We start from the raw sequence: 18,935 nt of genomic DNA, 5'->3' as shown, positions 1-18,935 counted from the left end.
CACCTGAATGCGATGCCCTTTCTGTGCCCATGACGACAGCCAGGTAAAGGACAGTCGTCCGACCGAGGATTCCACGTCGATCCGCCGCCGCCGCCAGTGTTCGAGCTGCGGCGCGCGCTTCACCACGTTCGAGCGGGTGCAATTGCGCGAGGTGACCGTCGTCAAATCAGGCGATCGCCGCCAGCCCTTCGATCGCGCCAAGCTGGAGCAGTCGATCACCCTGGCCTGCCGCAAGCGCGACGTTCCGCAGGAGCGGATCGACCAGTTGGCGAGCGGGATCCAGCGGCAGGTCGAAACCGCAGGCGAAGCCGAGATCGCCTCGCAGCGGATCGGCGAGATGGTAATGGACGGCCTGCGCCAGATCGACAGTGTCGCCTATATCCGCTTCGCCAGCGTCTATCGCGACTTCAGCGAAGCCCGCGATTTCGAAGAGTTCGCCAGTACGGTACAGGACGCGGCGAATGAGCGAAGCTGACATGCGCAAGCCGGTGGTCGTACTCGTCCGGCCACAGCTTGGCGAGAATATCGGCAAGGCGGCACGGGCCATGCTCAATTTCGGGCTGACGGAGCTGCGCCTGGTCGAGCCTCGCGATGGCTGGCCCAATCCATCAGCAGGTCCGGCCGCTGCGGGTGCCGATATTGTGCTCGAACGAGCTCGAGTTTACGCCTCAACCGCAGAAGCCGTGGCCGATTGCGCCCATGTCTACGCCACAACAGTCCGTAAGCGCGGCGTCACCAAGCCAGTCGTGACGCCCGAGGAAGCGGCGCGCGAAATGGCCGGGAATGTCGGCCGCAGCGCCTTCCTGTTCGGCCCCGAACGTTCGGGCCTCGAAACCGACGACGTCGCCCTCGCCCGCGCGATCCTTACCGTGCCGATAAATCCCGATTTCGGCTCACTGAACCTGGCGCAAGCAGTGATACTGTGCGCTTACGAATGGTCGAAGCACGAAACGCTGGTGCAGCCCACGCAAGAAGATCTGCTGCCGCCCGCGCCGCAGGACGAGCTCGAAGGTCTGATCGATCATCTGGACCGCCTGCTGGAACCGAAGGGCTATTTCCTGCCCGAAAGCCGGGCGGAAGCCACGCGGCGGACCTTGCGCGGCGTACTCACGAAGCCGGGCTGGAACCACCTCGAGGTTCGCACCCTCCGCGGTGTACTGTCATCGCTCCAGCGTGAGCCTAAGCCCTGATCCGGTCCCATTCCTCGAGTTCATAAGCGATCGAGGTTTCCACCAGAATCTCCCAGATTTCGGCTATTTTCTCGGATGGAAGCTCACGCGCGTCGGCGTCCGTCACCGCATTTGCGATGACTTGAGCCTTTCGGATTTCATCGCGGACCACATTGCGGTCGGTCTTGATGCGGGCTGCCGCTCGCATGTAGCCGAAGCGGCGGTCGAGCAGCTCTATCAGCTGCCGGTCGGTCGTATCCACCCCGACCCGGACTTCGCGCATGTCGGTGCAGTCTTCGGGGAGCTTGAATGTGTCGTCCATGGCGGTGCGCACTGCCCTCCCCGCACCGCTTTGTCGAGCGCCTATCTCGGCGCTTGACGATTGGCGCAAAACTGCTATTCGCGCGCCTCGCTAATTGGCCCCGCACCCCGGTGAAGCGGTGGCCGCGCCAGACCCATGTGGTCCGACGGTGCGATGCCGGGTTGAATGGCGGGCATAAGGTCCGCTCAGCAAATCGAAGGAAAGACTTATGTCGAAGCGCAAGAGCGCCAAGTACAAACTCGACCGCCGGATGGGTGAAAACATCTGGGGTCGCCCGAATTCCCCGGTCAACAAGCGTTCCTATGGCCCCGGTCAGCACGGCCAGCGCCGCAAGGGCAAGATGTCCGACTTCGGCCTGCAGCTGCGCGCCAAGCAGAAGCTGAAGGGCTATTACGGCGACGTGACCGAGAAGCAGTTCAAGCGCACCTACACCGAAGCGTCCAAGATGAAGGGCGACACCGGCCAGAACCTGATCGGCCTACTCGAACAGCGCCTCGACATGGTTGTCTATCGCGCCAAGTTCGCGCCGACCATCTTCGCCGCCCGCCAGATCGTGAGCCACGGCCACATCTACCTGAACGGCGTGAAGACCAATGTCGCCTCGGCCCGCGTCAAGGTCGGCGATGTGGTCAGCCTCGGCAAGAAAGCTCAGGACATGGCGCTGGTGATCGAAGCGCAGAGCCTGCCTGAGCGTGAGATTCCCGACTATGTCGCTCCCGACGGCACCGACAAGGTGACCTTCACCCGCGTGCCGAAGCTCGACGAAGTCCCCTATCCGGTCACCATGGAACCGAACCTCGTGGTCGAGTTCTACTCGCGCTAAGAGGCGACGATATCGTCACGAAAGGGGCGGTCCTGCGGGGCCGCCCTTTTTCGTTTCAATTCGTCGCGTTTTCAGGGGGTTGGCCGGAACCGGTCTGCTTTGTGCGAATTTCGATGATACTATGACACAATATCGCTTCGTGACGCCGAACCGGCGCGGGAAATGGTACGATAACCTCCGCGACGCCCAGTCTTTCGCCAATGCGATCGGCGCCGGTTTTCTCGACGCAGCGGGCCGCTTCGTGCCCTATCGTGGCACGATCCTCGAGATGCGCGAAAAGTCTGCGGCTTGAAGGATTATCGGCGAGACGCGACCCTGAGTGCACCGAAGATGATTGCGACGGCGGTGGCGGTTATCAGAGCGCCCCACAGCCAAAAAGGCAGAAGCAAGGCCTCTTCGATCGCGCCGGTGTCGGAGGTGATAAACTCGCCACCGACATATCCACCGTCGCTGAAGAGATAGCCCAGATCGCGCCAGAGGCTGATCGCCGCTTGCACGCCCAGCAGTTCGATCGCAAAGCGCTGCGCCTTGCGACTGCCCCAGAAAGCGACAGCAACACAGATTGCTGCAAAGGTAGGCAGAACGATCCACCCGGCGAGTGATCGCACCCAGATAATCGTCGATAGGCCGAGGACAAGTCCAAGCGCCGCGAGCAACAGGCGAGTAGCGGCGGGACTGCGCGAACCGAGGATGAGCAGCGATCCTGCAACCGAGGGCCCAAGCAAGCCGACTGCCGCAGTCAGTGCGCGTGACAGCCGGGAAGGCTCTCCCGGCCAGGACGACAGCGCGTAGCCCGAACCGTTCGGGAAGATCACCAGCTCGTCGAAGCGTGCGCCCAGCGCCATCGAGGTCAGGCCATGGCCCATCTCATGAAACCACGTGGCGAGCAGCGAGAACGGGTACAGCACCAATTGACCCAATGGAACCTGCCACAGCACCACCGTGATCATGGCGATCACCAGCAAATAGCTCTCCTGCCGGGGAGCGACTTTAGCATGCGGTAGCGACCACGTCGCAGCTGGAGGAGCCGATTGTCGGTTTCGCCGGGAGAATGGGGCCATCCCGACTAGCTAGGAACTGCCGGCCAGATAGTCACGCCGGAAGTCGCTGGCGAAGGCAGCGAAGCGCCCTTCCCCGATCGCATCGCGCATCGCCTGCATCAGCTGCTGGTAGAAGGCGATATTGTGCTCGGTCATCAGCATCGCGCCGAGAATTTCCTGCGAGCGGACAAGGTGATGGATATAGGCCCGCGAGTAGGTACCGCATGTTTCGCAGCTGCAACGACCGTCGAGTGGTTCCTGGTCTTCTGCGAAACGCGCATTGCGCAGGTTGATCGGGCCGTTCCAAGTGAAGGCCTGCCCGTTGCGGCCCGACCGGCTCGGCAGCACGCAATCGAACATATCGACTCCGCGCTCTACCGCACCGACGAGGTCGTCGGGCTTGCCCACTCCCATGAGGTAGCGCGGGCGGTCCTGCGGCAATTGGCCCGGCGCGAAATCGAGCGTCGCAAACATCGCCTCCTGCCCCTCGCCCACCGCAAGCCCGCCGATGGCATATCCGTCGAAGCCGATGTCGGTGAGCTTCTCGGCGCTGACCTTGCGGAGTGCCTCGTCCAGCGCACCTTGCTGGATGCCAAAGAGGGCCGAGCGCGCGGCATGATCGCCGCCAGCATCGAAGCCATCACGGCTGCGCTTGGCCCAACGCATGGACATCTCCATGCTCGCCGCGATATCGTCGCGCGGGCGATCGGCGCGCGGGCATTCGTCGAAGGCCATCACGATATCGCTGCCGAGCAGTCGCTGGATTTCCATCGAGCGCTCGGGCGTGAGCATATGCTTGGACCCGTCGAGATGGCTGCGAAACTCGACGCCCTCTTCGGTCAGCTTGCGCAAGTCCGAAAGGCTCATCACCTGATAACCGCCGCTGTCGGTCAGGATCGGGCGATCCCAGTTCATGAACTTGTGAAGCCCGCCGAGCCGGGCGACCCGCTCCGCACCCGGCCGGAGCATCAAATGGTAGGTGTTACCCAGAATGATGTCGGCGCCGGTCTTGCGGACCGTCTCGGGCTTCATTGCCTTCACTGTCGCGGCGGTGCCGACAGGCATGAAGGCCGGCGTGCGGATTTCGCCGCGCCGCATCGCGATAACACCCGTGCGTGCCGCTCCGTCGGTCGCGTGGACGGTGAAGGCAAACCGCTCGGACATCATCAGAAACCGTAGATCAGCGTGGCGCGGGTCAGCGTGTCGGTCGACACTTTCCCGGCGGGTGGATTGCTGTCGTAATCGAGCTGGTAGGACATGCGCGCGCGCAGGCTGTCGCTCACTTTGAAATCAAGCCCGGTGATCAGGTTGAGCGTGGTGTTCGACCCATCGACGATGACCAGCGCCTCGCCGCCGGTCTCGGCCACGGCATTCGCATCCTGCGTCAGCGTCAACCTTTCGAAAATTTGCCAGTCGAAATCGAACCCTGCGAGGCCCGCCAAACGGCTTTCGCTGCGCCCGTCGGTATATTCCGTCACGCGATAGGCTGGGCCGGCCTTGACCGCCAGGCTGAGCCCCTCGCGGTCGACCACCTTGTAGCCGAGGCCACCTGAGATGGCATAGCGTCCGTCGATGCCCTGGATCTGGTCGCGTTCGTACTGGGCGAGGCCATAAGCGAAGACGTTCTCGCCGAACTGCCAGCGCGGTTCGTATACCGCCAGCAATTGCTCCCGACTGGTGACGCCATTCTGGCGCTGATAATCGAAACGGGCCCGCAGGCGATGGGACCAGTCGATCCCTTCGCGCTTGAGCTTCAGTCCGGCGGACAGGCCGACGGTGTCGCTGTTGCCGCTCGACTGGAAGCCGCCGAGTTCGCCCTCCCCGCTCCAGCGATCGAACAGCCCTGCGGAGCGAATGGCTTCCTCTTCCGCCTTGGCGGCGGCAGCGGCACGTTCAGTTTTGGCCGCCTTCCATTCGCTCTCGATTTCCACGATCTCGTCAGCTTCGTCCGGCCATGTGGACCGCGCCAGTTCGAGAACCGTGGCGATCTTGGCGTCGTCGCCACTCTCTAGTGCAGCATCGATCATCTGGCGCGCGCCGTCCGGCAGCTGTGCGCTCACTGGTGTCGCGGCGGCAAGCGCCATTAGGATGGCAAGGTTGCGAAGGCAAATTCGTGGCATGGGCGAGCGCCTAGCGTGCTCGGCGCGACCTCGCCACCCCGTATACGAACAAGGCCGGCTCCCTCGGGGAAACCGGCCTCATCGAAAAATTTGATAGAAATGCTATTAGAAGCGCAGGCCGACGCCGACCGTTGCACGCAACGTGTCGAAGCTGATCGTGTCGAGATTGCCGCGCACAAAAGCCCGACCGACCGGAACATCTGCGCCGATGCCGACGAGGTAGTCGCTCTCGGTGTCGTCGATGCCGTCGAAATCGATCGAATCGTCGTCGATGATTTCGCTATAATCGACCTTGATCGCCTGGATGCCGGCACGGCCATAGATCTTCGCGCCACCCGGGACGCTGAAGCCGAGACGGGCATTCGCGCCGTAGTCACCGTCCAGCGCATCGGTGCCGAAGTTGTAGTTGGCTTCCGCGCCGATGAAGAGCGCGGGGCCGACGGGGACGTCGTAGCCGGCGAATATGCCGAAGATCGGGCTCGAATCGTCGAGCTCGAGGCCCGGCCCGATGTCTCCCAGTTCATCGTCAAGGCCCAGGTCGTGCACACCTGCCTGGACACCGATGAAGCCGTTACCCGGCACCACGTCCTGCGCCTGCGCGGCGCTCGGCAGCGCGATTGCTGCTGCGGCGGCGGCGGTGATGAATGCGATTTTCTTCATGTTCTATCCTTGAATCTGTAGCGCCGTTTCCCGTGGCGCACCGGCGCAATTGCGCCCGACCGGCTGTCCGGATTCTGAACGCGGAAAGGGCCTGTCAGAAAGGTTTGGCGATCACGCCCGCAGGCGCCAACCTGTTCTAAAGATATAGGCGATCACTGCCGTACAGGCGGCGAGAAACGCAAGGGTGATGCCGAAGCTGACCCAGATGTTCACGTCGCTGCTGCCGTAAAAGGTCCAGCGCAACCCGCTGACGAGATAGACGATGGGATTGGCCAGTGCGATCGTGTCCCACGGCGCAGGGAGCATGTCGATTGAGTAGAATGTCCCGCCGAGGAAGGTGAGCGGGGTGAGGAACAGCATCGGGATGATGCCGAGCTTCTCGAAATTGTCCGCCCAGATGCCGAGGATGAAGCCGAACAGGCTGAACGCCGCTGCGACCAGCATGATGTAGAGCACGGCAAGCAGCGGATGGGCGATGTTGTAATCGACGAAGAAACGCGCCGTCGCCAGGATGATGGCGGCAAGGATCAGGCTCTTGGTCATCGCCGCCCCGACGAAGCCGATCAGCGTTTCGGCCACACCGACGGGCGCGCTCAGCAATTCGTAGATCGTTCCGGTAAAGCGCGGCATGTAGATACCGAAGCTCGAATTGCTGGTTGTTTCACCCAACAGTGTGAGCATCAGCAAGCCGGGGATGATGAAGGCCCCGTAATCCACGCCGCCAAGGTCGGGCATGCGCCCGCCGATGGCCGCGCCGAAGACGATGAAATAAAGCGTGGTCGTCAGCACGGGGGCGAGGACGGACTGGGAGGCGGTCCGCAGGAAACGCAGCAATTCGCGCTTGTAGATCGACCAGGTGGAGCGCCACGCGATCATTGGGCGTTCTCCCCGAGCAGCGATACGAAGATGTCCTCGAGACTACTCTCGCGCGTTTCTATGCCGACATAATCGATGCCGGCGTGGGTGAGCGCCTTGGTGAGGTCCGCGACTTCGGCCTTGCCGCGGCCGGTGCCGTCCCCGCCGCGGTAGCAAAGCGACATGCCACGCTGCTCGATCTCGACCGGGAACTGCGCGATCGCTGGCAGCAGTGTCTGCATCGGCTCGGCCAGAGCGATATGCGCCTCGGTGCGACCCAGCTTTGCCATCAGCGCGTCCTTCTCGTCCACCGCGATGATCTGGCCGTTGCGGATCACGCCGATGCGGTCCGCCATTTCCTCGGCTTCCTCAATATAATGGGTCGTGAGAATTATGGTGACGCCGCGCGCGCGCATCTGGTCGATGATCGCCCACATGCCCTTGCGCAGCTCGACATCGACGCCTGCGGTCGGCTCGTCGAGGAAGAGCAGGTCGGGCTCGTGCGCCAGTGCCTTGGCGATAAGGACGCGGCGCTTCATCCCGCCCGACAGCGCCATGATCCGCTCGTCGCGCTTCTCCCACAGGCTCAGGCTGCGCAGGATTTCCTCGATCCGCGTGGGATCGGGCGGCAGGCCGAACAGTCCGCGCGAATAGCTGACCGCCCGCTTCACCGGCTCGAACATGTCGGTGCTGAGTTCCTGCGGCACGAGGCCGATGCGGGCGCGCGCCTTGCGCCAGTCGGTGGCGAGATCGTGTCCGAAAGCGCGGATCGTCCCGCCGCTCGGACGCACCAGCCCGCAGACCGCACCGATCAGCGTGGTCTTGCCCGCCCCGTTCGGCCCGAGCAGCGCGAATATTTCGCCCTTGCGGATGGTGAGATCGACATCGTCGAGCGCTTTGAGCCCGCCGGGATAGACCTTGGTCAGGCCGCTGAGTTCGAGAATCGGCTCCACTCAGCCGTGGCTAGCGGCAATCCAGTTCCCGTGGAAGCCCGGCGGGATAAGATGCGGAATATGCACGGAAGCGACCGGCTTCAGCGTGATAGCCTCGAGGATTTCGAGTGTGCTGGTGTTTGCGTTACGATCGATGACATAGCCCATGATCCAGCCATCGCCTTCCGCCGCATCCTCGCTGCGCGGCACGAATACGAACTCGCCGGGGATGCGGCCTTTGCCGAAATCGTGCTCGATCTTTTCGCCGGTCTGCAGGTCGTGGCGATAGATCGGTAAGGCGGAGACGAAATCGAGATCGCCTTCCAGCCCGTCCGACCACAGATAGCGATAGGGCTTGGTGAAGTAGCGTTCGTCAGGTCGTGGAAATTCCTGACCGGCGGCATCCAGCGTCGCCCGCTCGACCGAGTGTGTCGCGGGATCGACCGTCCAGCGCTCAAGACCTAGCGGCTTGCCATAAGGGCCCGGCATCTCACCGTCGAAAATCGTTTCGTATGCGCACAGATCGATTACGACCTTGCCCTCGGCCTCGAAGCTGTTGCCGACATGGAAGACGTAGCAGGGGTCGACATCACACCACACGATGTCGTCCGCGCCGCCTGTCCGAGGCAGCAGGCCTACGCGGGCGCGATGCTCGCGGTTCCAACGATAGGGGAAGCGCTGGCCAGCTAGCATGGCCTTCATCGAGAAGGTCACCGGGAGGTCGAGGATGATGACGTAGTTCTCAGTGATCGAACAATCGTGGATCGACGGGCCGTTGGCCACCGGGATAGGCAGCTCGCGTAGCACTTTGCCTTCGCTATCGAGCGCCACGTGGCGGATGCGGTCGGGTCGTTCGGCTTCGTAGCAGATCGCGTGGAACTCGCCCGTGGTTGGGCACTGATGCGGGTGCGCAGTGAAGGAGCCTGCCAGACCGCCTCCAAAATTATCGTATGCGACGCTGTTCAGATTATCGTCCAGTTCGACCGGATAGGAGCCCGCCTCGACCAGCGCCATGATGCGGCCCCCGACGTCGAGGACATTGGTGTTGACCGTATCGCCGAAACCGCGCCGCGGGCCGCCCACAGCAGCAGGTCCGCCCTTCTCTGCCAGCGAATTCGAGCGGATGAAGCGATTGCGATACCACTCGGCCTTGCCGTCCCTAAGCCGCACGCCGTGGACCATGCCATCGCCGATAAACCAGTGGTGCCCCTTGCCTGCATCGCCGAATGGATTGGGCCCGATCCGGACGTAGCGGCCATCGAGTTCGGGGGGAATTGCTCCAGTCACCGAAAGATTCTCGATCGTCTTCTCTTCAGTCATCGGCGTGTGGACGCCTTTGAGGAACGGGTTTTCCGACGGTTCGGCCAAACGCGTGCGATTGACGCTGGCCACGGCCTGGATCGCCGGTGTGACGGCCCTGCGGATGGTTTTCTCGATGACGCTTGCCATGTGCGAATCGCCTTGTCTAAAGTGAACACCGTCAACATAGAGGCAATGATAACAGTGTCAACATCGGCCGAAGCCTATCATCACGGCAATCTTCGGGACGCGCTCGTCAAGGAAGGTTTGACTGCGCTTGAAGGTGCAGAAGCCAAGGAGCCGTCATTGCGCGAACTGGCGCGGCGCGTGGGAGTGTCCGCCACTGCCGTCTATCGCCATTTTCCGGACAAGCAGGCCCTGAACCGAGCTCTCGCACGGGAAGGTTCTAAACTACTCGGGGATGCGCAGAAGAAGGCCGCAGACAGGGCATCTGATCTCCCGACCAAATTCGCTTTGACGGGACGGGCCTACGTCCGCTTCGCCCTCGCCCATCCCGTGCTGTTTCGTCTCATGTTTACGCAAGGGGAGCCGGTCGAGTCTGGCGACGAAGGTCCGGATCCGGCGCGCGAATTGCTGACCGACATCACGTGCAAATTGTCCGCCACGCGCGAAGAGGCGGAACGCCTCGCAATGCAGGCCTGGTCGATCGCGCATGGTATCGCCATGCTCATGCTCGATGGCCGGATACCGGCGGACGACGCGCTAATCGATCGCCTACTCGACACCGGCAGCCTGTTCCCGGTTCAGGGCAGTAGCAGCGAGGAATCCCCGTAGCTGTAGAAACGGTAGTCGTTGGCGATCGCATAATCGTAGGCCGCCATCATCCGCTCCCGCCCCATCAGGGCGCTGACCAGCATCATCAGTGTCGATTTCGGAAGGTGGAAATTGGTCATCAGCCCATCTACCGCGCGAAAGCGATAACCGGGGGTGATGAAGATGTCTGTGTCGCCCGCAATGGGTTGGATCAGCCCATCCTCCCCTGTCGCGCTTTCGAGCAGGCGCAGGCTGGTTGTGCCGACCGCGATGATCCGCCCGCCCGCTTCTCGCGCGGCATTCAAGCGCCGGGCCGTCTCGGATTCGATACGGCCCCATTCGGAGTGCATCGCATGGTGGTCGGTGTCGTCGCCCTTGACCGGCAAGAAGGTTCCGGCGCCGACATGCAGCGTCAGCGTTTCGCGTGCGACGCCCGCAGCATCCAATGCGTCCATCAAGCGCGGCGTGAAATGCAACGCAGCAGTCGGCGCGGCGACGGCTCCGTCCTCCCGCGCGAACATGGTCTGGTAGTCCTCGAGGTCCTGCGCATCCGTCGCGCGTTTGCCCGCGATATAGGGCGGCAGCGGCATGCGCCCTGCCCGCTCGAGCAGGACTTCGACCGGTTCTTCTCCGTGAAAGGCGAGGACGAAGCTGCCATCGGCAAGGCGCTCTTCCGCTGTCGCCGAAACGCCTCCGCCGAACTCGACTGTCTCGCCCGGACGCAATCGCTTGGCATTGCGGATGAAGGCTTGCCAGCGCCTGAGGTCGATCCTCTTGTGCAGCGTCGCACCGATCTTCGCTTCGCCGCGCCGACCTTCGAGCTGCGCCGGGATCACGCGGGTGTCGTTGAACACCAGCACGTCGCCGCGCCTCAACAGACGCGGCAAATCGCTCACGCCCGCATCTTCGAAAAGCCCTTCGCCGCGCACGACGAGCATGCGCGCTGCATCCCGCGGCCGCGCCGGGCGCAGCGCGATCAGTTCCTGCGGGAGGTCGAAATCGAACAGGTCAACGCGCATGGCGTCGATCCCGACTATCCGGAGCTTCTGGAAGGGCCTTCATGACGAGCGCCGATTAGGCGCGCGTCGTCGAAGGCGCAAACGCTATTCCTGGATCGGCGCGTTGAGGTCGTCGACGCTGATTTCGTCGGCAGCGCGCGGCGCGGTGTTGACCGGCACGGGCTTGCCGTCGGTGGCGATCGAAGCCTGCAGGATCCGCGTCGGGTTCTGCGGAGGCTCGCCGCGCTGGATCGCGTCGACTGCAGCCATGTTCGAAATCACGCGGCCGAAATTGGTGTATTTCTGGTCGAGGCTGAAGCGCGGGTAGAACACGATGAAGAACTGGCTGTTCGCGCTGTTCTCGTCCGCCGCGCGGGCCATGGCTACGGTGCCGCGCACATGCGGCATCGGATTGAATTCCTCGTTAACGTCTGGGAGCTGGGAAGCGCCAGTCCCCGTACCGGTCGGATCGCCGGTCTGTGCCATGAAGCCGTCGATCACGCGGTGGAAGATCACACCGTCGTAGAAACCCTGGCGGGTGAGCGTTTTGATCCGCTCCACATGGTTCGGCGCCCAGCCCGGCATCAGGCGGATCGCGACACGCTCTCCGTTCGACAGGTCGAGCAGGAGGATATTCTCGGGCTCCACCGCCATGTCGAAGCTGACGGGATTATAGGTGCGCGTGTCCTGCGCCGCAGCCGGCGTTTCGGCATCCTGCGCAATGGCTCCGATGGGCATGGTCGCGGCAAGTGCAGCGGCGGCAAGGGCAAGCGAAGTCTTGAACATGGGTATCCCGTCGATGTGTCTGGATTACCGCCCGTCTAACGAGCGCGGTCTGTCCATTCAATGAATAGCATTGGAGTGTCTCAATAATCGCCGCGGAGACCGGTTTCCTTTACCCGCGCGACCACTTCGTCGCATACGGCTTTGCTGACGAAGGGGCTGATGTCGCCGCCAAACATCGCGATCTCCTTGACGAGCCGCGAGGCGATCGGCTGGAGCGAGACATCGGCCATGAGGAACACGGTCTCGACGTCGTCGTCGAGCTGCTGATTCATGCCGGCCATCTGGTACTCGTATTCGAAGTCCGCCACGGCGCGCAGCCCGCGAATGATAACGTTGGCGCCCATCTTCTGCGCGAATTTCACCAGCAGGGCATTGAAGCCGACCACCTCGACATTGGTCAGCCCCATGTCGGCAATCTCGCGCTCGACCATGGCGAAGCGTTCCTCGGTCGAGAACATCGGGTTCTTGGACGGATTGGTCGTCACGCCGATGATGAGCTTGTCGACCAGCTTCGAGCCGCGTCGGAGAATGTCGGCATGACCCAGCGTGATCGGGTCGAAGGTGCCGGGGTAGATGCCGATACGCTCTGCCATCAATGATCCCTCTTCACGATAAAGCGCGCCAGCTCGACCAGCAGCCGCGCGTCCTCACCATGGCTGGCAAGATGCTTGCCTGCCTGTTCGACCAGCATTTCGGCCTGCGCGCGGGCCTGATCCACGCCCATTAGCGTGACGAAGGTCTGCTTGCCCTGTCCTTCGTCCTTTCGCAGGGCCTTGCCAGCCTTGTCCTCGTCGCCTTCGACGTCGAGCAAATCGTCGGCGATCTGGAAGGCGAGGCCGATGTCGCGGGCATAGGCGCGAAGATGCGTGCGGCCCTCCGGCGGAACCCGACCAAGCACGGCACCCATTTCGACGCTGGCGGCCAGCAGCGCGCCGGTCTTGAGCTGTTGCAGCCGGGTGATCTGGCGCAAGTCGTATTGCTGCTCTTCGGAGGCGATATCCATCATCTGCCCCCCGGCCATGCCGTCGTGTCCGCTGGCGCGCGAAAGCGTCGCGACCAGTTCGGCGCGCACGAAAGGATCGGTGCTGGTGTCTGGCTGGGTCAGGATGTCGAAGGCAAGCGCATGGAGGCAATCGCCCGCAAGCACCGCCGTCGCCTCGTCGAAGGCCTTGTGCAACGTCGGCTTGCCGTGGCGCAGATCGTCATCGTCCATGCAGGGCAAATCGTCATGGATCAGCGAGTAGGCGTGGATCGCCTCGACCGCGCAGCCTGCATTCACTGCCGCACTGCGATTGACGCCGTAGAGGTCGGCCGTCGCCGCCAGCAGCAGCGGGCGCACGCGCTTGCCGCCGCCGATCGCGGCATAGCGCATCGCCTCGACCAACGGAGCGCGGCTGTCGTCGGGGACGGGCAGAAAAGCGTCGAAGGCGCTGTCGATCTCTGCCTGAATTCGCTCGAAAGCTGCGGCGAGGGTGTCGGGCATTGCCGTCATCGCGTTCACGCGGGGCTGCCCGCGTCAAACGGCTCGGTTCCGGCCGGTTTGCCGTCGACGCCCTGCACGATCTTCTCGATCCGCGCCTGCGCTGCATCGAGCCGCGCCTGGCACGCCTTGCGCAGGGCCTCGCCGCGTTCGTAGAGGTCGATGCTCTCGTCGAGGGGCACATCGCCGCTTTCGAGCCTGCGAACCACGCTCTCCAGCGCACGCAGGGCTTCTTCGAAATTCATGTCTGCAATCGGAGTGTCTTGCTCTGTCATCGCGGCGGAGCATTGACCGCGCGGGCGTGGGCGGTCAAGTAAACCGAAACAACGGGGAGCCGATATGACGTGGATTGTCGCCTTTGTCGCCGCCGCCATCGCTTTTGGCGTGCTCGACGCCCTCTGGCTTGGCTGGGCCGGCGACAATTTCTACCGCCCTCGCTTGGGCGACATGCTGGCGGACAGTTTCCGCATGGCTCCGGCGCTGGTGTTCTATGTCGCCTACATCGCCGGGATCGTCTGGTTCGCGGTGCGTCCCGGTCTGGCTGGCGGCGTCGGGATGGCGGCGCTGAACGGCGCGCTGCTGGGGGCGCTGTGTTACGCGACCTACGATCTCACCAACCAGGCAACGCTGCGCCAGTGGTCCACGACGGTGACGCTCGCGGACATCTGTTGGGGTGCCTTCGCCACGGCGGTCGCGGCGAGTGTCGCGACATTCGCGGCGACGAAGCTGGTCTGAGCGAAACGTGTTCATCGGCCACTTCGCACCTGCCCTAGCCGCGAAAGCGATCACGAAGGACGCTCCGCGCCTGGGCACGCTGTTTATTGCCGCGCAGCTGGTCGACTGGGCGTTCTTCCTGTTTGCGATGGTCGGTATAGAGAAGATGCGCGTGGTGCCGGGCATCACCGAGATGAACCCGATGGATTTCTATCACATGCCGATCACGCACAGTCTGGTGGGCACCGGAGGGTTCGCTATCGCCTTTGCCGCGTTGGTGTTCCTACTGTCGCGCAATGCGATTGCAGCCACTTGGGCTGGCATAGTCGTCCTGTCACACTGGTTGCTCGACTTGCTGGTGCACCGCCCGGACCTCACCATCGCCGGCGGAGAAAGGAAATACGGCTTCGGACTGTGGGACATGCCCCTCATCGAAATGCCTCTGGAACTCGGGCTGATCGCCCTCGCCTTCTGGTGGTATTTGCGGCGCACGAAGGGCCCGATCGTGCCGCCGCTGGTATTGCTCTTCGCTTTGCTCGCATTGCAAGCGATCAACTGGTTCGGGCCGGAACCACAGGCCGCCGATTTCGCCTTCCTCGCGACGGGCCTGTTCGCCTTCGGTCTGCTCACCGCACTGGCCTATTGGGTCAGCCTCACACGGTGGCATAAGAGCGAGGTGGGACTAGCGGTCGCGACCCCGCCCCGCTAAGGGCGCGGGCCATGAGCATACCCGAGTCCGCCATCACCCCCGACGTCGTCGCCCAGCACGGGCTGAGCGAGGAAGAATACGACCGCGTCCTCCATGCGCTGGGCCGCGAGCCGAACCTCGTGGAACTCGGCATCTTCTCGGTGATGTGGAGCGAGCATTGCTCCTACAAGAGCAGCCGCCTGCACCTCAAGAAGTTGCCGACCGAAGCACCTTGGGTCATTTGCGGCCCGGGCGAGAACGCGGGCGTGATCGATATCGGCGACGGTCAGGCGGCCATCTTCAAGATGGAGAGCCACAATCACCCGAGCTACATCGAGCCATACCAGGGCGCGGCGACCGGCGTCGGCGGCATCCTGCGCGACGTCTTCACAATGGGCGCGCGACCGGTGGCCAACGCCAATGCGCTGCGTTTCGGGCGGCCCGACCACCCGAAGATGAAGCACCTCGTCCAGGGCGTGGTCGCGGGGATCGGCGGATACGGCAATTGCGTGGGCGTGCCGACCGTCTGCGGTGAGACGAATTTCCACCCGGCATACGACGGAAACATCCTCGTCAATGCGATGACCGTCGGCGTCGCCGATGCGGACAAGATCTTCTATTCGGCCGCGACCGGCGTGGGCAATCCGATCGTCTATGTCGGCTCCAAGACCGGCCGCGACGGTATCCACGGCGCGACCATGGCCAGCGCCGACTTCGAAGAAGACGCCGAAGCCAAGCGTCCCACGGTTCAGGTGGGCGACCCGTTCACCGAGAAGCTGCTCATCGAAGCCTGCCTCGAACTGATGGCGACCGATGCTATAGTCGCCATCCAGGACATGGGCGCAGCGGGCCTTACCTCCTCGAGCGTCGAGATGGCGACCAACGGCAAAGCCGGCATCCGCCTCGACATGAACAAGGTGCCCTGCCGCGAAGAGGGCATGACGCCCTACGAAATGATGCTCAGCGAGAGCCAGGAGCGCATGCTCATGGTGCTGAAGCCCGGCAAGGAAGAAATGGCGGCGGCCATTTTCGAGAAGTGGGAGCTCGATTTCGCGGTCATCGGCGAAGTCACCGATACCCAGCACATGGTGCTGGAATTCGGCGGCGAAGTAGTGTGCGACATCCCGCTCGGCCCGCTCGCGGCTGATGCCCCCGAATACGACCGCCCGTATCTCTCAAAGGAAGACTACACCGCCTGGGCCGGCATCAAGCCGATGACCGAGCGCCCCGACACGGACGACGTCGGCGGCGATCTGATGAAGCTGCTCGCCTCGCCCAATTTGTCGTCGCGCAAGTGGATTAGCGAGCAATATGACAGCCAGGTCGGTGCGGATACGCTACAGACCGGCGGCGATGCGGGCGTGGTCCGCGTGCACGGTACGAAAAAGGCGCTGGCGATCAGCACCGACTGCACCCCGCGCTATGTCCATGCCGATCCCTATGAAGGCGGCAAGCAGGCGATTGCCGAGGCCTACCGGAACCTGTGCGCAGTGGGCGCGCGTCCGCTGGCAGTGACCAACTGCCTCAACTTCGCCAACCCGCAGCGCCCGGAAATTATGGCACAATTCGTCCATGCGCTTGAAGGCATGGGCCGCGCCTGTCGCGTGCTCGACTTCCCGATCGTGAGCGGCAATGTCAGCCTCTACAACGAGAGCAAGGCGACGGGCGGCGGCAGCGCCATCCTGCCCACGCCCGCGATCGGCGGTGTCGGCCTGATCGACGACTATGATCGCATGATGACGATGCCGTTCAAAGCCGAAGGCGAGGCAATCTACCTCATCCACGCCGAGGAATGGGCCACCGCCGACCCTGAGCGTTCGCATCTCGGCAAGTCGCTCTGGCTCTCGGAAATCCACGGCCGTGACGAGGGGCGCACCCCGCCGACCGACCTTACGGTCGAAAAGAACGCGGGCAAGATCGTGCTCCAGCTGATTGTCGACGGGCTGGTCAGCGCCGTGCACGATGTCTCGGACGGCGGCCTCGCCATCGCGCTCGCCGAAATGGCGATGGCCGGCGGCATCGGCGCCGAGGTCGAGTGGAACGAGGAATATAGCAAGGCCGCGTGGTGGTTCGGCGAAGACCAGGGCCGCTACGTCGTGACCGTTCCAGACACGCAAGCGTTGAACGAAGCGCTCGCCAAGGGCACCGAGAACGACGAGACCGCCGCAATCGGTTTCCGCCGCCTCGGCAAGACCAGTGGCAGCACGCTTTTCGGCAAATCGATCGATGAGATGCGCGCCGCCCATCGCAGCTTCTTCAGCGAGTGGATGGAAGGCTAAGCGTAGCGTCTACCGGAGTTCGGACTGGCGATGGAACGAAGTTGACATGACCGCAGGCTATTCCGACACCCCGCTCGCCAAGAAGCTCTCGCTGCGTGATGGCCAGCGGGTCTGGTTCTACGAAATGCCGGAAAGCGTGCAGGACGAGATCGGCGAATACGCGCTCGATCTGATCTTCGTGACCAGCCCCGACGAGCGGCCCGATGCAGCCCATATTTTCGTGACCGAGAAATCCCTGCTCGAACGGAAACTGGCCGAACTGCGACACAGCATCGCGCCAGACGGGCAGGTCTGGGTCAGCTGGCCAAAGAAAGATGCCGGCGTCGACACCGAGATCGACGAGCACGATGTCCGCGAGGCAGGCTTTGCTATCGGCTTCGTTGATACGAAGAAGTGCGCGGTGGACGAAATCTGGTCGGGTCTCAAACTGGTCATCCGCAAGGACCTGCGCTGACTCGCCTATCCGAGAGCTTCGACATGCGCGATCACGATAGTCTGCCTTATGCCATGCCTCCCCTCACCGATGTCGAGCGGATCGCGCGCGCCAGCAACATGCGCGATCGACTGAAGGAACGGCGCAGCTGCCGCTACTTCTCCGACGCGCCGGTCCCGCGCGAGGTGATCGAGGCGGCGATCGAGGCAGCGGGCAGCGCGCCCAATGGCGCGAACCACCAGCCCTGGCATTTCGCCGTCGTCTCATCATCCGAAACCAAGCGCGCCATTCGCGAGGCTGCCGAGGCGGAAGAGCGCGCCTTCTACAGCGGCAAGGCGAGCGACGAATGGCTGGAAGCGCTCGGCCCCCTCGGCACCGATGCGGACAAGCCTTTTCTGGAAACCGCTCCGTGGCTGATCGTGGTCTTCGCGCAGCGCAAGGGCGGGATCGGGGAGGACGGGCAGACACAGAATTACTACGTCAACGAAAGCGTCGGCATCGCTTGCGGCATGCTGATCGCAACCTTGCACGAGGCCGGGCTATCGACCCTGACCCACACGCCTTCGCCGATGGGCTTTTTACGCGAGATTTGCGGGCGACCCGACCATGAGAAGCCGCTGATGATCGTGGTTGCGGGCTTGCCGTCGGACGATGCTACCGTCCCGAAGAAAGCGACCGAGAAGAAGCCGCTATCGCAAATCGCCAGCTGGCTCTGACTCTCAGGCGGCGGCGCTTTCGCTCGTTGGTCCGGCGAGCAAATCGTAAGGATCGATCCCTTCCTCACGCCAGATACGATGGCATTCGCGATACCAGCGTGGCTCGGGAATATTGAGCTTGGCTCGCGCTTCGCCGACGTCCCTGGCAAGTAGATCCCTGATCGATAGGCCGACCAGAGGCGGACATGCCTTGCCCGTACGATGCGCCTCGCGCGTTGCCTTGAGCACAGGCGCGCGGCTATCGCGGCGCAGCTTCTTGATGTGCAGCGATCCCGCATAGCCGAGCAGCAGGTGACCCTGGCTAGGCGACTGGCCGTGCGTGAACAGTAGTACGCACTGTTCTCCAAGCGCATCGCGACCATATCCGGTCAGGACATGCATCAAATCGTGCGTGTCGCGTTGGCGGAAGCCGAACCATTGGACCAGATCGGGATATGTCGGACGGCCGGCCTTTTCGAATTCTTCCACCAGGCCCGCAGCCGTCAGCCCCTCGCTCTCCATGAAGTCACAATAGGCTTGCGCGACGCTGCCTTGCGGGTATCTCCGCAGCATGTCGTGATCGTCGAGCAGTGTGGGAAGAAACGGCTCACGCTCGCGCAATTCCTCGCCGCGCGGGCTAAGTGTAAGATCGCGCACCCGCGGCACAAAGCTTTTCGACGGTAGCGCGTCGTAGATTTGGAAGACGATCGCCGTGTTTTCCTTGTCCTTCAACAGCTCGCGAAAGCCCCTGATGGCGGCAAGCGGCCGGTATTTCGGTTGGGGACGATCCGGGTGCCGCAGCGGCGTGCCATCCAGGGCTGCGTCCGTTGCTGCAGTAAAGCTGATATGTTCATTCATTATGCAAACC

General features: G+C 63.1%; 24 protein-coding genes. 10 read left to right on the top strand and 14 right to left on the bottom strand.

From position 1 onward, the window contains the following. The first annotated feature begins 7 nt into the window (after window positions 1-7). Entirely contained in the window at window positions 8-475 is a 468-nt protein-coding gene (nrdR, locus tag Q9K02_RS08370; RefSeq protein WP_278328757.1) for a transcriptional regulator NrdR, read from the top strand. Then, window positions 462-1,190 carry an RNA methyltransferase gene (locus Q9K02_RS08365; RefSeq protein ID WP_305932480.1) on the top strand — a complete coding sequence of 243 codons (729 nt, stop codon included), beginning with the start codon at window positions 462-464 and terminating at the stop codon, window positions 1,188-1,190. The genes nrdR and Q9K02_RS08365 overlap by 14 nt, the downstream gene beginning before the upstream one ends. Here Q9K02_RS08365 and Q9K02_RS08360 read toward each other — a convergent pair. Continuing rightward, window positions 1,180-1,491, bottom strand: a complete 312-nt coding sequence (locus tag Q9K02_RS08360; RefSeq protein ID WP_305932479.1) for a chorismate mutase — start codon at window positions 1,489-1,491, stop codon at window positions 1,180-1,182. The genes Q9K02_RS08365 and Q9K02_RS08360 overlap by 11 nt on opposite strands. A gap of 208 nt (window positions 1,492-1,699) precedes the next feature. Here Q9K02_RS08360 and rpsD point away from each other — a divergent pair, with 208 nt between their 5' ends. Continuing rightward, window positions 1,700-2,314 carry a 30S ribosomal protein S4 gene (gene rpsD / locus Q9K02_RS08355; RefSeq protein ID WP_278328760.1) on the top strand — a complete coding sequence of 205 codons (615 nt, stop codon included), beginning with the start codon at window positions 1,700-1,702 and terminating at the stop codon, window positions 2,312-2,314. A 121-nt stretch (window positions 2,315-2,435) separates the two neighbouring features. Further along, window positions 2,436-2,606: a hypothetical protein gene (locus tag Q9K02_RS08350; RefSeq protein ID WP_278328761.1), complete on the top strand. Its 171-nt coding sequence runs from the start codon at window positions 2,436-2,438 to the stop codon at window positions 2,604-2,606. Window positions 2,607-2,610: 4 nt separating this feature from the next. On the opposite strand, the gene Q9K02_RS08345 is transcribed toward Q9K02_RS08350, so the two are convergent. The 7 genes from Q9K02_RS08345 to Q9K02_RS08315 form a co-directional block, all read right to left on the bottom strand. Beyond that, window positions 2,611-3,273: a M50 family metallopeptidase gene (locus tag Q9K02_RS08345; RefSeq protein WP_305933479.1), complete on the bottom strand. Its 663-nt coding sequence runs from the start codon at window positions 3,271-3,273 to the stop codon at window positions 2,611-2,613. Window positions 3,274-3,384: 111 nt separating this feature from the next. Then, window positions 3,385-4,518, bottom strand: coding sequence for a tRNA guanosine(34) transglycosylase Tgt (tgt, locus tag Q9K02_RS08340; protein ID WP_305932478.1), 1,134 nt, complete (start codon window positions 4,516-4,518; stop codon window positions 3,385-3,387). A 2-nt stretch (window positions 4,519-4,520) separates the two neighbouring features. After that, entirely contained in the window at window positions 4,521-5,414 is an 894-nt protein-coding gene (locus Q9K02_RS08335) for a DUF481 domain-containing protein (protein WP_305932477.1), read from the bottom strand. Window positions 5,415-5,579: 165 nt separating this feature from the next. Continuing rightward, window positions 5,580-6,134: an outer membrane beta-barrel protein gene (locus Q9K02_RS08330; RefSeq protein ID WP_305932476.1), complete on the bottom strand. Its 555-nt coding sequence runs from the start codon at window positions 6,132-6,134 to the stop codon at window positions 5,580-5,582. Between the two features lie 111 nt (window positions 6,135-6,245). Continuing rightward, entirely contained in the window at window positions 6,246-7,010 is a 765-nt protein-coding gene (locus tag Q9K02_RS08325; protein WP_305932475.1) for an ABC transporter permease, read from the bottom strand. Further along, window positions 7,007-7,942 (bottom strand): ABC transporter ATP-binding protein, encoded by a 936-nt coding sequence (locus Q9K02_RS08320; protein WP_305932474.1) that lies wholly within the window; start codon window positions 7,940-7,942, stop codon window positions 7,007-7,009. Before Q9K02_RS08320 ends, Q9K02_RS08325 begins: the two co-directional genes overlap by 4 nt. Then, entirely contained in the window at window positions 7,943-9,370 is a 1,428-nt protein-coding gene (locus tag Q9K02_RS08315; RefSeq protein ID WP_305932473.1) for an 8'-apo-carotenoid 13,14-cleaving dioxygenase, read from the bottom strand. It lies immediately after the preceding gene. Between Q9K02_RS08315 and Q9K02_RS08310 the strand changes: the two genes are divergently transcribed. After that, a complete protein-coding gene (locus Q9K02_RS08310; RefSeq protein ID WP_305932472.1) occupies window positions 9,371-10,015 on the top strand; it encodes a TetR/AcrR family transcriptional regulator in 645 nt (214 codons plus the stop codon). On the opposite strand, the gene queA is transcribed toward Q9K02_RS08310, so the two are convergent. The 5 genes from queA to Q9K02_RS08285 form a co-directional block, all read right to left on the bottom strand. After that, the gene (gene queA / locus Q9K02_RS08305; RefSeq protein WP_305932471.1) at window positions 9,985-11,013 is read right to left on the bottom strand and encodes a tRNA preQ1(34) S-adenosylmethionine ribosyltransferase-isomerase QueA; all 1,029 of its coding nucleotides are present in this window, start codon (window positions 11,011-11,013) and stop codon (window positions 9,985-9,987) included. The two genes, Q9K02_RS08310 and queA, sit on opposite strands and share 31 nt — an antisense overlap. A gap of 84 nt (window positions 11,014-11,097) precedes the next feature. Continuing rightward, on the bottom strand, window positions 11,098-11,778 hold the full coding sequence (locus Q9K02_RS08300) for a peptidylprolyl isomerase (protein ID WP_305932470.1): 681 nt from the start codon (window positions 11,776-11,778) through the stop codon (window positions 11,098-11,100). A gap of 80 nt (window positions 11,779-11,858) precedes the next feature. Continuing rightward, complete coding sequence (gene coaD, locus Q9K02_RS08295; RefSeq protein ID WP_305932469.1) at window positions 11,859-12,371, bottom strand: pantetheine-phosphate adenylyltransferase; 513 nt, start codon at window positions 12,369-12,371, stop codon at window positions 11,859-11,861. Then, window positions 12,371-13,261 carry a polyprenyl synthetase family protein gene (locus tag Q9K02_RS08290; RefSeq protein ID WP_305932468.1) on the bottom strand — a complete coding sequence of 297 codons (891 nt, stop codon included), beginning with the start codon at window positions 13,259-13,261 and terminating at the stop codon, window positions 12,371-12,373. Before Q9K02_RS08290 ends, coaD begins: the two co-directional genes overlap by 1 nt. A gap of 14 nt (window positions 13,262-13,275) precedes the next feature. Next, the gene (locus tag Q9K02_RS08285) at window positions 13,276-13,533 is read right to left on the bottom strand and encodes an exodeoxyribonuclease VII small subunit (protein WP_305932467.1); all 258 of its coding nucleotides are present in this window, start codon (window positions 13,531-13,533) and stop codon (window positions 13,276-13,278) included. Between the two features lie 64 nt (window positions 13,534-13,597). Here Q9K02_RS08285 and Q9K02_RS08280 point away from each other — a divergent pair, with 64 nt between their 5' ends. From Q9K02_RS08280 to Q9K02_RS08260, 5 genes are read left to right on the top strand one after another with little or no spacing between them, the layout of a single operon-like run. Beyond that, window positions 13,598-13,993, top strand: coding sequence for a DUF2177 family protein (locus Q9K02_RS08280; protein ID WP_278328774.1), 396 nt, complete (start codon window positions 13,598-13,600; stop codon window positions 13,991-13,993). Between the two features lie 7 nt (window positions 13,994-14,000). After that, complete coding sequence (locus Q9K02_RS08275; RefSeq protein WP_305932466.1) at window positions 14,001-14,681, top strand: hypothetical protein; 681 nt, start codon at window positions 14,001-14,003, stop codon at window positions 14,679-14,681. An 11-nt stretch (window positions 14,682-14,692) separates the two neighbouring features. Beyond that, complete coding sequence (gene purL, locus Q9K02_RS08270) at window positions 14,693-16,939, top strand: phosphoribosylformylglycinamidine synthase subunit PurL (RefSeq protein ID WP_305932465.1); 2,247 nt, start codon at window positions 14,693-14,695, stop codon at window positions 16,937-16,939. A gap of 46 nt (window positions 16,940-16,985) precedes the next feature. Beyond that, window positions 16,986-17,393 (top strand): DUF3052 family protein, encoded by a 408-nt coding sequence (locus Q9K02_RS08265; RefSeq protein ID WP_305932464.1) that lies wholly within the window; start codon window positions 16,986-16,988, stop codon window positions 17,391-17,393. 23 nt (window positions 17,394-17,416) lie between these two features. Continuing rightward, a complete protein-coding gene (locus Q9K02_RS08260; RefSeq protein WP_305932463.1) occupies window positions 17,417-18,088 on the top strand; it encodes a nitroreductase family protein in 672 nt (223 codons plus the stop codon). A 3-nt stretch (window positions 18,089-18,091) separates the two neighbouring features. Here Q9K02_RS08260 and Q9K02_RS08255 read toward each other — a convergent pair whose 3' ends face one another. Further along, a complete protein-coding gene (locus Q9K02_RS08255; RefSeq protein WP_305932462.1) occupies window positions 18,092-18,925 on the bottom strand; it encodes a Coq4 family protein in 834 nt (277 codons plus the stop codon). Between the last annotated feature and the right edge of the window lie 10 nt (window positions 18,926-18,935).

The organism is Qipengyuania profundimaris (genome assembly GCF_030717945.1).
GTDB lineage: Bacteria > Pseudomonadota > Alphaproteobacteria > Sphingomonadales > Sphingomonadaceae > Qipengyuania > Qipengyuania profundimaris.
This window is presented reverse-complemented; position numbering and strand designations above follow the sequence as displayed.

Excerpts from the sequence above, each read along its gene's own strand:
- Q9K02_RS08260 (WP_305932463.1), top strand. The coding sequence starts at position 17,417 with ATGCGCGATCACGATAGTCTGCCTTATGCCATGCCTCCCCTCACCGAT.
- tgt (WP_305932478.1), bottom strand. The coding sequence starts at position 4,518 with ATGTCCGAGCGGTTTGCCTTCACCGTCCACGCGACCGACGGAGCGGCA.
- Q9K02_RS08365 (WP_305932480.1), top strand. The coding sequence starts at position 462 with ATGAGCGAAGCTGACATGCGCAAGCCGGTGGTCGTACTCGTCCGGCCA.
- coaD (WP_305932469.1), bottom strand. The coding sequence starts at position 12,371 with ATGGCAGAGCGTATCGGCATCTACCCCGGCACCTTCGACCCGATCACG.
- Q9K02_RS08330 (WP_305932476.1), bottom strand. The coding sequence starts at position 6,134 with ATGAAGAAAATCGCATTCATCACCGCCGCCGCCGCAGCAGCAATCGCG.
- Q9K02_RS08285 (WP_305932467.1), bottom strand. The coding sequence starts at position 13,533 with ATGACAGAGCAAGACACTCCGATTGCAGACATGAATTTCGAAGAAGCC.
- Q9K02_RS08290 (WP_305932468.1), bottom strand. The coding sequence starts at position 13,261 with ATGCCCGACACCCTCGCCGCAGCTTTCGAGCGAATTCAGGCAGAGATC.
- Q9K02_RS08265 (WP_305932464.1), top strand. The coding sequence starts at position 16,986 with ATGACCGCAGGCTATTCCGACACCCCGCTCGCCAAGAAGCTCTCGCTG.
- rpsD (WP_278328760.1), top strand. The coding sequence starts at position 1,700 with ATGTCGAAGCGCAAGAGCGCCAAGTACAAACTCGACCGCCGGATGGGT.
- Q9K02_RS08325 (WP_305932475.1), bottom strand. The coding sequence starts at position 7,010 with ATGATCGCGTGGCGCTCCACCTGGTCGATCTACAAGCGCGAATTGCTG.
- Q9K02_RS08350 (WP_278328761.1), top strand. The coding sequence starts at position 2,436 with ATGACACAATATCGCTTCGTGACGCCGAACCGGCGCGGGAAATGGTAC.
- queA (WP_305932471.1), bottom strand. The coding sequence starts at position 11,013 with ATGCGCGTTGACCTGTTCGATTTCGACCTCCCGCAGGAACTGATCGCG.
- Q9K02_RS08315 (WP_305932473.1), bottom strand. The coding sequence starts at position 9,370 with ATGGCAAGCGTCATCGAGAAAACCATCCGCAGGGCCGTCACACCGGCG.
- nrdR (WP_278328757.1), top strand. The coding sequence starts at position 8 with ATGCGATGCCCTTTCTGTGCCCATGACGACAGCCAGGTAAAGGACAGT.
- Q9K02_RS08360 (WP_305932479.1), bottom strand. The coding sequence starts at position 1,491 with ATGGACGACACATTCAAGCTCCCCGAAGACTGCACCGACATGCGCGAA.
- Q9K02_RS08300 (WP_305932470.1), bottom strand. The coding sequence starts at position 11,778 with ATGTTCAAGACTTCGCTTGCCCTTGCCGCCGCTGCACTTGCCGCGACC.
- Q9K02_RS08280 (WP_278328774.1), top strand. The coding sequence starts at position 13,598 with ATGACGTGGATTGTCGCCTTTGTCGCCGCCGCCATCGCTTTTGGCGTG.
- purL (WP_305932465.1), top strand. The coding sequence starts at position 14,693 with ATGAGCATACCCGAGTCCGCCATCACCCCCGACGTCGTCGCCCAGCAC.
- Q9K02_RS08255 (WP_305932462.1), bottom strand. The coding sequence starts at position 18,925 with ATGAATGAACATATCAGCTTTACTGCAGCAACGGACGCAGCCCTGGAT.